We start from the raw sequence: 12,751 nt of genomic DNA, 5'->3' as shown, positions 1-12,751 counted from the left end.
CAAGCCCCCACGCTCTTCCCCTCACCCGCGGCGCTCCCCAGCGGCGCCGCGAGGAACTTAGGCCATGAGGCTGGCCGGTAGAACTACGGTTCCTCGAGAATCAGCCAACGGGACCGCAACTTGGGCAGATTCAACAACTCATGTTGCAACCGAGCCACGGTTTTGCCGGGCTCAATTCCTACCCCGCGCATGCGCCCATGCGTCAGAATGTCCGCTCCATGTACAGCTGTTCACATCTTGGCTGATCATCCAGGGCCGCGCCCCGTGCCCCCATTCCTCGGTGCATTCGCATGAATGGCAAGCGCGCCGTCCGCAATAGCTCAGTAATTGCTCGCCGCCGACCCATTCGGGATGCCGTCGATCGGACATTCCTCCGTCCCCGGCGTCGAGCGGGTCATCGCCTCGACCATGTCCCGCGTCCCTTCCGGATCGGCGATCCAGTTCTTGTAGAAATCATAGGGGCAGGCCGCGACGCCGCGCGGGCTTTCGCCGGAATTGATCATGCCGGTATAGCCGCGGTGGACCAGCTTGTAGAGATGGTTCTGCGACTGGCCGTTGCGGCGCGCATCGCGGATCAGATGTTTCGACAACTGGGCATACTGGATGCCGTAGTCCTCCTCGCCGCACTCGCCGAGCGTCCGGCCGTCGAAGCCGATGATCGCGGAGTGACCGAAGTAGGAATAGACGCCGTCGAAGCCGGCGGCATTGGCGACGGCGACATAGACGTTGTTGGCCCACGCCATCGCCTTGGAGATCATGACCTGCTGCTCCTTGGCCGGATACATGTAGCCCTGGCAGCGCACGATCAGCTCGGCGCCCTTCATGGCGCAGTCGCGCCAGATCTCCGGAAAATTGCCGTCGTCGCAGATGATCAGGCTGACCTTCATCCCTTTCGGGCCGTCTGAGACATAGGTGCAATTGCCGGGATACCAGCCCTCGATCGGCACCCATGGCATGATCTTGCGGTACTTCTGGACGATCTCACCCTTGTCGTTCATCAGGATCAGGGTGTTGTAGGGCGCCTTGTGCGGATGCTCCTCGTGGCGTTCGCCGGTCAGCGAGAACACGCCCCAGACCTTGGCCTTGCGGCAGGCCTCCGCGAAGATCGCGGTCTCCTCACCCGGCACCGCCGAGGCCGTCTCGTACATCTCCTTGGAGTCGTACATGATGCCCTGGGTCGAGTATTCCGGGAAGATCACGAGATCCATGCCGGGTAGGCCCGCCTTCATGCCCACCAGCATGTCGGCGATCTTGCGGGCGTTGTCGAGCACCTCGGCCTTGGTGTGCAGGCGGGGCATCTTGTAGTTCACCACTGCAACACCGACGGTGTCGTTGCTGCTGGAAATGTCGCCGTGAAGCATTTTGAGCGCTCCTGTCTTTTATTTGTTTGAGGTTGCCGTCGATCGAGCGACCGAGTTAGTGGCTGATCATCCAGGGGCGCGCGGTCGGAAAGCCCTTGGCGCCGCTCCTGGTCTTGGTCATCAGCCGCGCGGGCTTTTTCTTGTCGGTCGAGCTCTTGTCCTTCACGGTCTTGCCCGTGGAGCAGCAGCCGCAACCCGGGCCGTGCGAGGCCTTGTATTGGGCGAGCGTCTGCGGCGCGTGCGAGCTGCGCTCGTTGACGGCGTGCGCCTTGCGCTTGTCCGCCGGCATGCAGAAGAAATTCGGTGCGGTCAGAATGACGCGGGGCGCCATCGTCTCGCAGTGTGGGCAGTTTTGCGGATCGTCGCATTCCGCCATCGGGCGCAAATCCTTGAACGGACCGCAGTCGTCACAGAGATATTCATAGACCGGCATCGCATCATCCCTACGCTGTTGCCTGTGAGAGAATTCCCGCGGCGGATGCGGGGCGGCAGATACGCGCCGTCCCGCATCCCGTCGCGCAGGGAGACTATTTGTCCGGCGAGATCGGCATCTGGATGTCGCCGGTGATGTGCTTGATGGGCCCGGCCGCCGACGGCATCACGTCAAAGTCGAAGATTTCCGTCGGCAGCCACAGCGTGGCGCAGGCATTGGGCACGTCGACCACGCCGGAGATGTGGCCCTGGCACGGCGCGGTGCCGAGGATCGAATAAGCCTGGGCGCCGGAGTAGCCGAACTTCTTCAGATACTCGATCGCGTTGAGGCAGGCCTGGCGATAGGCGATGTGGACGTCGAGATAGTGCTGCTTGCCCTGCTCGTCGACCGAGATGCCCTCGAAGATCAGATAGTCCTTGTAGTTCGGCGTGATCGGCGACGGCTTGAAGATCGGGTTCTTGATGCCGTACTTCGCCATGCCGTCCTTGATCACCTCGACCTTCAGATGCAGCCAGCCGGCCATCTCGATGGCGCCGCAGAAGGTGATCTCGCCGTCGCCCTGGCTGAAGTGCAGGTCGCCCATCGAGAGACCGGCGCCGGGCACATAGACCGGGAAGTAGATCTTCGAGCCGCGCGAGAGATCCTTGATGTCGCAATTGCCGCCGTGCTCGCGCGGCGGCACGGTGCGCGCGCCTTCCGCCCCGATCTTGTCCTTGACGTCGCCCTTGGCGCGGCCGCCATGGGCGGTCGGCGCGAATGGCGGATTGGCGAGGCCGGGCACGCGGGTCGGGTTGGTCGAGATCAGCTCGGCCTCACGCTTGTTCCAGGTCTCCAGCATCTTCGGATCGGGTAGACAGCCGATCAGGCCGGGATGGATCAGGCCGGCGAAGTTGACACCGGGCACGTGACGCGACGAGGTGTAGAGGCCCTTGATGTCCCAGATCGACTTCTGCGCCAGCGGGAAATGGTCGGTCAGGAAGCCGCCGCCGTTCTGCTTGGAGAAGAAGCCGTTGAAGCCCCACAGGCTCTCCTTCATCGGGCCGACGTCGAGTAGGTCGACGACGAGGAGATCACCGGGCTCGGCGCCCTTGACGCCGATCGGGCCGGAGAGGAAATGCACGATCGAAAGATCGATGTCGCGCACGTCGTCGGCGGAATCGTTGTTCTTGATGAAGCCGCCGGTCCAGTCATAGGTCTCGATGATGAAGTCGTCGCCGGGATTGACCCAGGCCACGATCGGAATGTCCGGGTGCCAGCGGTTGTGCACCATGTCATTATCGTAAGCCGATTTGGTGAGATCGACCTTGATCAGTGTCTCTGGCATCGAGATGCTCCCCTTTCTACACGGTTGGTTAGACAGACAGATATTTCGAGACCTGCGCGGCATCGACGGCGTCGCGCGGATCGTCGCGCACGATCTCGCCGTTCTCGATCACCAGCACGCGGTCGGCGATATCGAGCGCGAAGCTCAGGACCTGCTCCGACACCACGATCGAGAGCCCCTTTTCGTCGCGGATGCGCTTCAAGGTGCGCGCCATGTCCTTGATGATCGACGGCTGGATGCCTTCGGTCGGTTCGTCCAGCAGGAGAACCTTCGGCTTGGTCGCGAGCGCACGCGCAATCGCGAGCTGTTGCTGCTGTCCGCCGGAGAGATTGCCGCCGCGGCGGCCCTTCATTTCCAGCAGCACCGGGAACAATTCATAGATGTCGGCCGGCACTTCGGTCCCGCCGGAGACGACGAGGCCGGTCTCGATGTTCTCCTTCACCGTCATGGTCGAGAAGATCATGCGGCCCTGCGGCACATAGGCGAGGCCCTTGGCGACGCGCTCGTAGCTCGGCAGGCCGCCGAGCTCGGCACCGTCCATGGTCACCGAGCCGCTTTTGGCGGGGAGGATGCCCATCAGCGATTTCATCAGCGTGGTCTTGCCCATGCCGTTGCGGCCCATGATCGCAACGATCTCGTTGGGCGCGACCTTGACGTTGAGCCCGTGCAGCACCTCGCTCTGGCCGTAGGCGACGTGAAGATCGGAAATTGCCAGCATCGTCGCGTCTCCTTAACGGCCCAGATAGACTTCGACGACCTTGGGGTCGTTCTTCACCTTTTCCATGGTGCCCTCGGAGAGGATCTGCCCCTGGTGAAGCACGGTGACCTTGTGCGCGATGTCCTCGACGAATTTCATGTCGTGCTCGATCACCAGCACTGAACGGTTCTTGATGATGCGGTTGAGCAGCTCGGCAGTCTTGGCGCGCTCGGACACGCTCATGCCCGCGACGGGCTCGTCGAGCATCAGCAAATCCGGATCCTGGATCAGCAGCATGCCGATTTCGAGCCACTGCTTCTGGCCGTGGCTGAGCAGATCGGCGTTCACGTTGAGCCGGTCCTTCAGGAAGATCATTTCGGCGACTTCATGCACCCGGTCGCGCACGGCGGCGTCGCGGGTGAAGGTCAGCGCGCCGAACACCGAGCGTCCACGCGGATAGGAGATCTCCAGATTCTCGAACACCGTGAGATCGTCGTAGATCGACGGGTTCTGGAATTTGCGGCCGACGCCCGTCTTGACGATCTCGTTTTCCTTCATCCGCGTCAGCTCCTTGCCACGGAACTGGATCGAGCCCGACGTTGCTTTGGTCTTGCCGCAGATCAGGTCGAGCACGGTGGTCTTGCCGGCGCCGTTGGGACCAATGATGACGCGGATCTCGTTCTCGTCGACGTAGAACGAGAGATCGTTGACCGCCTTGAACCCGTCGAACGACACGGTCAGCGCTTCGACGGCGAGCAGGAATTCCTTGGGCTGATGACCGACGAGCATGATCTATCTCCTCACTGCCAGTGCGGCATCGGCATCGTGGTGACCTACGAGCATGATGACCTCCTCACTCCGCCGGGGCGCCGTCGGCGACCGAGCTGTCGGTCCACCCTTCAGGTTTCGGTTTGCGCGACGAGATCAGGCGATCGATGCGCGGCTGCACGTAGTCGCCCCAGATCCCGGCGAGACCGTTCGGGAAGGCCAGCACCACGGCGATGAACAGGCCACCGAGGCCAAACAGCCACAATTCGGGGAAGGTTTCGGAGAGGCTGGTCTTGGCGAAGTTGACCAGCAGCGTGCCGTAGACCGCGCCGAGGATCGAGAGCCGGCCGCCGACCGCCGTGTAGATCACCATTTCGATCGACGGCACGATGCCGACGAAGGACGGCGACATGAAGCCGACATTGAGCGCGAACATGGCGCCCCCGATCGCGGCGAACACGGCGGCAATGCAGAAGGCGAAGATCTTGAAATTCGCGACGCTGTAGCCGGAGAAGCGGACCCGATCCTCCTTCTCGCGCATCGCGACCAGGATACGCCCGAGCTTGGAGTGCCGGACGAACTGCGCGATCATGATGCAGGCGAACAGCAGTCCCACTTCGAAGAAGTACAGCACGATCTTGGCATGGTCGGGCCGGATGTCCCAACCTTTGAGCGTCCGCAGGTCGGTCATGCCGTTGATGCCGCCGGTGTAGCCCTGCTGTCCCACGATCAGGATGGTGAGAATGGCCGCGACAGCCTGGGTGATGATGGCGAAGTAGGTGCCGCCGACCCGGCGCTTGAACATCGCGGTGCCAATGATGAGAGCGAAGATGCCAGGCACGAGAATGATGGCGGCGATCGTGAAGGTGAGGCTGCTGAATGGCTTCCAGAACAGCGGCAGCGCAGTGATCTGATTCCAGTCCATGAAATCGGGAATGCCGGGCGTCGACTGGATCTTGGTGTTCTCCACGCTCGATGCCTCGAGCTTGAGGAACATCGCCATGCAGTAGCCGCCGAGCCCGAAGAACACGCCCTGACCGAGGCTGAGAATGCCGCCGTAGCCCCAGCAGATCACCAGCCCCAGCGCGACGAAGGCATAGGTCAGGTATTTCGCGACCAGATTGAGCCTGAAGACATCAAGTGTGAGCGGCAGGACCACCACCAGGAAGACCGCGAGCACCAGAATTCCGATGAACTCCGATCGATTGCAGAAACGATTGTCGGTCATTGCATCAGCCCCAGTTTCTCACTTGCGGACCTTGAGGGCGAACAGCCCTTGCGGCCGCAGCATCAGGATTCCGACAACCGCGAGCAGCGTCAGCACTTTCGCCATCGAGCCCGACATGAAGAACTCGAGGGTCGATTGCGTCTGCGAGATCGAGAAGGCCGAGGCGATGGTGCCGATCAAACTGGCGGCGCCGCCGAACACGACCACCAGGAACGTATCGACGATGTAGAGCTGTCCGGAGGTTGGCCCGGTGGAGCCAATCATCGTAAAGGCGCTGCCGGCGACACCGGCGATGCCGCAACCGAGACCGAAGGTGTAGCGATCGACCTTTTCGGTGTTGATGCCGACGGCTCCGGCCATGATGCGGTTCTGCACGACGGCGCGGACCTGGCGGCCCCAGCGCGACTTGTACATGACATAGGCGACGCCGATGGTGATCAGCAAAGTGAGGCACATCACGAAGACGCCGTTGATCGGCACCTCGATGCTGTCGGTGACGTGCAGCGAGCCGAGCATCCATTGCGGCAGCTCGACGCCGACCTCGCGCGCGCCGAACACGGAACGATAGGCCTGCTGCAGCATCAGGCTGAGGCCCCAGGTCGCAAGCAACGTATCGAGCGGGCGCTTGTAGAGATGCCGTATCAGCACCCACTCCACCAGCATTCCCAGCGCGCCGGATGCGACGAAGGCCAGGATCATCGCCAGGAAGAAGTAGCCGCTGAACAGGCTCGGCAGATAGGCCTGGAAGAAATTCGAGGTCATCCAAGTGACGTAGGCCCCGAGGATCATGAACTCGCCATGAGCCATGTTGATGACGCCCATCTGGCCGAAGATGATCGCAAGCCCAAGCGCCATCAGGACGTAGACTGAGAACAGGATCAGTCCTGCAAACCCCTGCATGACGAAGATGGAGCCAAGATCACCAAGCGAATAGTCGCCGAACATCGATGTCCTCCGTCAGGGATAAGGTCCCGCGTCGCGAGCAGGTTCGCGACGCGGGGGTCTTGGGCGTGGATTTGCTGTCCACGCCAGGGAGAGGCTTGGTGTTGAGGAAAGGCGCGAGCGACGTCGCGACTTACTGGTAACCCTTGGGGAACGGATCCGGCTCGACGAGATCGGCGGTCTCGTAGATCAGCTCGAACTGACCATCGAGCTTGGCGCGCCCCACCCGGGTCTTCGACCAGAGGTGATGGTTTTCGTGGATGCGCACATAGCCTTCCGGCGCACCCTTGAACTCGACGCCGGGCGAGGCCGCCGCGATCTTGTCGACGTCGAAGGAGCCCGCCTTCTCCACCGTCAACTTCCACAGCCACGGGCCGAGATAGGCAGCCTGGGTGACGTCTCCGATCACGGTCTTCTCGCCCCACATCTTCTTGAACGCCGGCACGAAGGTCTTGTTGTTCGGATTGTCGAGCGACTGGAAGTACTTCATGCAGGCATAGGCGCCCGCGATGTTCTCGCCGCCGATGCCGTCGATCTCGTCCTCGGTCACCGAGATCGTCAGCAGCGCCTGCTTGGAGAGGTCGATGCCGGCGGCCTTGAGCTGCTTGTAGAACGCGACGTTCGAGCCGCCGACGACGTCGGTGAAGATCACGTCGGGCTTGGTCAGCTTGATCTTGTTGATCACCGAGTTGAACTGGGTGTTGCCGAGCGGATAATACTCCTCGCCGACGACCTTGCCCTTCAGCACGTTCTCGACGTGCTTGCGCGCGATCTTGTTCGAGGTGCGCGGCCAGATGTAGTCGGAGCCGATGAAGAAGAACGACTTGGCGCCCTTTTCCTTGGCGATCCAGTTCAGGCCGGCGAGAATCTGCTGGGTCGCTTCCTGGCCGGTGTAGATCACGTTCTTGGACTGCTCGAGGCCCTCATAGAAGGTCGGGTAATAGAGCATGCCGTTGTACTGCTCCATGACCGGCAGCACCGCCTTGCGGGATGCCGAGGTCCAGCAGCCCATGATCGCCGCGACCTTGTCGTTGACGAGCAGCTTCTTGGCCTTCTCCGCAAAGGTCGGCCAATCGCTGGCGCCGTCTTCCTGGATGAACTTGATCTTGCGCCCGAGCACGCCGCCCATGGCGTTGATCTGCTCGATGGCGAGCTTTTCGGCCTCGATCGAGCCGGTCTCGGAGATGGCCATGGTGCCGGTCGCCGAGTGCAGGATGCCGACCGTCACCTCGGTGTCGGTGACCGCGAGGCCCGTGGTGTTGACCGCCGAGGTCGCCGGAGCCTGCGCGAAAGACGCCCGCGGCAGCATCGTGATGGCCGGCACGACGGCCATTCCCATCAATAGTTTGCGCCGGAGCGGCGACAACAGGCCCTTGTTTGCTTCGTCTGACATGAGCACCCCACTTTTGTTCGAGGACACGCGATTGGTGCCGTTAGGATGGCTCGAATTTGTGCAGCGCAAGCATACGCAAGATCGCGTATACTGCACCGCAAAATACCGACGTAGGCTTCTGGTACGGAATTTGCGAGGGCTCTGGGACGTATCGGGAGTGGGGTAACGAGTGGCAGGGCGGCAGCGAATAGACCGCGTCAGGCGCCAGTACAACCAGTGGGTCGCCAACCAGACGCTGGAAGACTACGCGCTGCGCTTCACCGCCAAGAGCGCGCGCCGCTGGTCTGCCGCCCGTGTCGCCAACACTGCACTCGGCGCCATCTCCTTTCTGGCGCTGGAAGCGATCGGCGGCACCATCACGCTGAACTACGGCGTCACCAACGCCAGCGCCGCGATCCTCGTTGTCTCCACCATCATCTTCTTCTGCGGCGTGCCGATTGCCTATTACGCAGCCAAATGCGGCATCGACATTGACCTGCTCACCCGCGGCGCCGGCTTCGGCTATATCGGCTCGACCGTCACCTCGTTGATCTACGCCTCCTTCACCTTCATCTTCTTCGCCATCGAGGCGGTGATCCTGGCAACGGCGCTGGAGATGTGCTTCGGCATTCCGCGCCCGATCGGCTACCTCATCAGCGCAGTGGCGATCATTCCGCTCGTGACCTACGGCATCACGCTGATCAGCCGCTTCCAGCTCTGGACGCAGCCGATCTGGATCATCCTGCACATCCTGCCCTTCGCCGCGATCGCCTGGGCCAACCCTTACTCGTTTACGGAGTGGCGCAAGTTCGCCGGCGAGCATGGCGACCCGAGCGGGCATTTCGATCTGCTGCTGTTCGGTGTCGCATCCTCCGTGGTGTTCTCGCTGGTGGCGCAGGTCGGCGAGCAGGTCGACTTCCTCCGGTTTCTGCCGCGCGACCGCCGCACGTCGCGAACGTCGTGGTGGATCGCCCTGCTGATCGCGGGCCCGGGCTGGATCATCTTCGGCGCACTGAAATTGTTACTGGGCTCCTTTCTCGCCTTCTTCGCGCTGAGCCACGGCCTCTCGGGCGAGCTGGCGGCCGAGCCCGCGCACATGTATCTCGAAGCGTTTCGCTACGTGCTGTCGCAGCCGGACCTGGCGCTGGCGCTCACCGGCATGTTCGTGATCCTGTCGCAGCTCAAGATCAACGTCACCAACGCCTATGCCGGCTCGATCGCCTGGTCGAACTTCTTCTCGCGTCTGACGCACAGCCATCCCGGCCGGGTGGTCTGGCTGGTGTTCAACGTGATGGTGGCGCTGCTGTTGATGGAGATCGGCGTCTACAAGGCGCTGGAGCAGACGCTGGCGCTCTATTCCAATGTCGCGATCGCCTGGGTCGGCGCGCTCGTCGCCGATCTCGTCGTCAACAAGCCGCTCGGCCTGCGCCCGCCGCAGATGGAGTTCAAGCGCGCCCATCTCTACGACATCAATCCGGTCGGTGTCGGCGCCATGACGATCGCGACCATCGTCTCGATCGCGGCGTTCTACGGCCTGTTCGGCCCGACCATGAAGGCGCTCGCCGCCTTCGTCGCGCTGACGGTCGCCTTCGTCACCGCGCCTGTCATCGCCTGGCTCACCGACGGAAAGTACTACATCGCGCGCAAGCCGAAGCGGAGCTGGGCCAACATCGAGTCGATCCAGTGCTGTATCTGCGAGCACAGTTTCGAGCCGGAGGACATGACGTCCTGCCCCGCTTACGCCGGCCCGATCTGCTCGCTGTGCTGCTCGCTCGATGCACGCTGCCACGACCTCTGCAAGCCGCATGCGCGGGCGCAGGTGCAGTTCGCCGACGCGCTCGGCAAGATTCTTCCCGAACCGATCTACCGGCGGATCAACTCGCAGTTCGGCCACTATATCGGCGTCTTCGTGGTCTCCGCCGGCCTCGTCGCGCTGGTGCTGGGACTGATCTATCTTCAGACCTCGGCGAGCGTGCCGGGCGAGAATTTGCTCGTCTCGAACGTGCTCTGGAAGGTGTTCTTCTCGCTCAGCATCATCATCGGCGTTGTGGCCTGGCTGTTCGTGCTGGCGCAGCAGAGCCGTCGCGCCGCCGAGGCCGAGACGCGGCGGCAGACGACGCTGCTGATCCAGGAGATCGACGCGCACAAGCGCACCGACGCCGAGCTTCAGCGCGCCAAGGAGGTCGCCGAATCTGCCAACCTCGCCAAGAGTCGCTACGTGGTGGGGCTGAGCCACGAGCTGCGCTCGCCGCTGAATGCGATCAGCGGCTATGCCCAGCTCCTGGAGCAGGACGCAACGCTCAACACCAAGCCGCGCGACCAGGTCCGCGTGGTTCGCCGCAGTGCCGATCACCTCTCCGGCCTGATCGACGGCATTCTTGATATTTCCAAGATCGAGGCGGGACGGCTGTATCTGTCGCGCGACGAAGTGCGCCTGAGCGAATTCCTCGACCAGCTCGTCGGCATGTTCCGTCTCCAGGCCGCCGCCAAGGGCATCGACTTCGTGTTCAGGCGGCCGGCGCATTTGCCGGTCGTGGTCTACGCCGACGAGAAGCGGCTCCGCCAGGTGCTGATCAACCTGCTCTCCAACGCGATCAAGTTCACCCAGACCGGCAGCGTGCAGTTCGTCGTGCACTATCGCAGCCCCGTTGCCGAGTTCGAAGTGATCGACACCGGCCCCGGCATCCAGGGCGACGACCTCGAACGCATCTTTGCGCCCTTCGAGCGTGGCGCGCTCGGCGTCTCGCAGCCGCAGACCGGCACCGGGCTGGGCCTGACCATCAGCCGGCTGCTCGCCGGCGTCATGGGCGGCGACATCAAGGTCCTGAGCACGGTTGGCGCCGGGAGCACCTTCAAGGTCAAGATCCTGCTATCGGAAGTCGCCAATCCGCTGCGCATCGCGCCGGTAGAGGCGCCGGTCTCCGGCTATCGGGGCGCACGCAAGACCATCCTCATCACCGACGACGACCCCGTGCATCGCGACCTCCTGCGCGAGGTGCTGGCGCCGCTCGGCTTCATCCTGCTCAGTGCACCCGATGGGCCAGGATGCCTCGCGCTGGCGCAGCATTGCCGGCCCGACCTGTTCCTGCTCGACATCTCGATGCCTGCCATGGACGGCTGGGCCGTCGCGGAGGCCTTGCGCACGAGCGGCCACCACCAGGCGCGCATCCTGATGGTGTCGGCGAGCGCGCTGGAGGCTCACGGCGCGCCGCTGGCGCAGCCCTTCCACGACGGCTATCTGATGAAGCCGATCGACATCCCGCGGCTGCTGGAGACGGTCCGCCAGCTCCTGAAGATCGAATGGCAGTACGGCGCGCACCAGATCGCGGTGCCGTTCTGGCGGCTCGAGAGCGGATCAAGGCCACCGGTGCGGCACATCGAGGCGCTGATGGGGCTCGGCCAGATCGGCTACGTCAAGGGCATCCAGTTGAAGCTGGACGAGATCGGCAGCGAGCACCCCGAGCATGCCGACTTCGTCGCGGAAATGCGGTCGCTGGTCGACCGCTTCGATCTCGACCGGTACATGGCCACATTGAAGACGTTGCATGCGCATGAGCATTGAGTCGAGGAAGCGCGATGTCGCGCTCGTTGTCGATGACTCCCCGGAGACGCTGCGGCTGCTCACCGACGCGCTCGACGGCGCCGGGATGACGGTGATGGTGGCGCTCGACGGCGCGGCCGCGATGCGCATCGTCGACCAGATCACGCCCGACATCGTGCTGCTGGACGCCGTGATGCCCGGCATGGACGGATTCGAGACCTGCCGCCGCCTCAAGCGCGACGCGGGCGTTGCCAACGTGCCCGTGATCTTCATGACGGGCCTCGCGGAGACCGAGCACATCGTGCGCGGGCTGGAGGCCGGCGGCGTCGACTACGTGACAAAGCCGATTGTGATCGAAGAGATGCTGGCGCGCATCCGTGTCCATCTCGGCAATGCCCGCCTGACCCAGAGCGCGCGCGCCGCGCTCGACGTCTCCGGCCGCTTCCTGTTCGCAGTCAACCGCCAGGGTCATGTGCTCTGGGCGACCCCGCAAGCCCAGAAGCTGCTGGCCGATCATCATAACGCGCAGGCCGACGACTTCGTCCTGCCGCCATCACTCCTGCAATGGCTGGAGCAGGCGAAGGACAAGGGCAGCTCGAAGTCGCAGGCGGCTCCCCTGCCCGACAATCCGCAACTGCGGCTCTACTACATGGGCGAAACCGCGCCGAACGAATTCCTGCTGCGGCTGTCCAAGGAGTCCGGCACTGCGCTGCCGCCCGAATTCACCAGCGAGCTCGGCCTCACCACCCGCGAGGGCGAGGTGCTGGCCTGGCTCAGCAAGGGCAAGACCAACCGCGACATCGCGCAGATCCTGGGCTTGAGCCCGCGCACCGTCGACAAGCACCTGGAGCAGATCTACGCCAAGCTCGGCGTGGAGAACCGGACCGCGGCGGCCGCGATTGCAACGAATGCGACGCGAAGAAATTCGTAGCGGCACTGCAGATGAGTTGGTGCGCCGTTCACCCAACCAACAGTGTCGTCCCGGGGCGCGAAGCGAGCCCGGGACCCATAACCACAGGAAGTGGTTTGGCGAAGACTCGGAGTGACCAGCCAGCCCTATGACCACTGCCTGGGAGTATGGGTCC

10 protein-coding genes are annotated in these 12,751 nt (G+C 63.2%); 2 read left to right on the top strand and 8 right to left on the bottom strand.

The features are described 5' to 3' along the window. Positions 1 to 320 precede the first annotated feature (320 nt). The 8 genes from AB7535_RS38030 to urtA form a co-directional block, all read right to left on the bottom strand. Positions 321 to 1,361, bottom strand: coding sequence for an aliphatic amidase (locus AB7535_RS38030; protein ID WP_063979998.1), 1,041 nt, complete (start codon positions 1,359 to 1,361; stop codon positions 321 to 323). 55 nt (positions 1,362 to 1,416) lie between these two features. Continuing rightward, a complete protein-coding gene (locus AB7535_RS38025; protein ID WP_063979999.1) occupies positions 1,417 to 1,794 on the bottom strand; it encodes an FmdB family zinc ribbon protein in 378 nt (125 codons plus the stop codon). A 94-nt stretch (positions 1,795 to 1,888) separates the two neighbouring features. Beyond that, positions 1,889 to 3,118, bottom strand: a complete 1,230-nt coding sequence (gene fmdA / locus AB7535_RS38020; RefSeq protein WP_354113321.1) for a formamidase — start codon at positions 3,116 to 3,118, stop codon at positions 1,889 to 1,891. A gap of 28 nt (positions 3,119 to 3,146) precedes the next feature. Beyond that, a complete protein-coding gene (gene urtE, locus AB7535_RS38015; protein WP_071909047.1) occupies positions 3,147 to 3,836 on the bottom strand; it encodes an urea ABC transporter ATP-binding subunit UrtE in 690 nt (229 codons plus the stop codon). 12 nt (positions 3,837 to 3,848) lie between these two features. After that, the gene (gene urtD, locus AB7535_RS38010) at positions 3,849 to 4,604 is read right to left on the bottom strand and encodes an urea ABC transporter ATP-binding protein UrtD (protein ID WP_439037551.1); all 756 of its coding nucleotides are present in this window, start codon (positions 4,602 to 4,604) and stop codon (positions 3,849 to 3,851) included. Positions 4,605 to 4,668: 64 nt separating this feature from the next. Then, entirely contained in the window at positions 4,669 to 5,811 is a 1,143-nt protein-coding gene (urtC, locus tag AB7535_RS38005; RefSeq protein ID WP_085404024.1) for an urea ABC transporter permease subunit UrtC, read from the bottom strand. A gap of 18 nt (positions 5,812 to 5,829) precedes the next feature. Then, positions 5,830 to 6,756, bottom strand: coding sequence for an urea ABC transporter permease subunit UrtB (urtB, locus tag AB7535_RS38000; protein ID WP_085404025.1), 927 nt, complete (start codon positions 6,754 to 6,756; stop codon positions 5,830 to 5,832). 130 nt (positions 6,757 to 6,886) lie between these two features. Next, positions 6,887 to 8,146 carry an urea ABC transporter substrate-binding protein gene (urtA, locus tag AB7535_RS37995; RefSeq protein WP_135215591.1) on the bottom strand — a complete coding sequence of 420 codons (1,260 nt, stop codon included), beginning with the start codon at positions 8,144 to 8,146 and terminating at the stop codon, positions 6,887 to 6,889. 169 nt (positions 8,147 to 8,315) lie between these two features. Here urtA and AB7535_RS37990 point away from each other — a divergent pair, with 169 nt between their 5' ends. Further along, on the top strand, positions 8,316 to 11,687 hold the full coding sequence (locus AB7535_RS37990; protein ID WP_354113320.1) for a hybrid sensor histidine kinase/response regulator: 3,372 nt from the start codon (positions 8,316 to 8,318) through the stop codon (positions 11,685 to 11,687). Next, the gene (locus AB7535_RS37985; RefSeq protein ID WP_283017856.1) at positions 11,671 to 12,597 is read left to right on the top strand and encodes a response regulator; all 927 of its coding nucleotides are present in this window, start codon (positions 11,671 to 11,673) and stop codon (positions 12,595 to 12,597) included. The genes AB7535_RS37990 and AB7535_RS37985 overlap by 17 nt, the downstream gene beginning before the upstream one ends. The last annotated feature ends 154 nt before the right edge of the window (positions 12,598 to 12,751 follow it).

Source organism: Bradyrhizobium sp. 956_D2_N1_4, assembly GCF_052076025.1.
Lineage (GTDB): Bacteria > Pseudomonadota > Alphaproteobacteria > Rhizobiales > Xanthobacteraceae > Bradyrhizobium > Bradyrhizobium barranii.
This window is presented reverse-complemented; position numbering and strand designations above follow the sequence as displayed.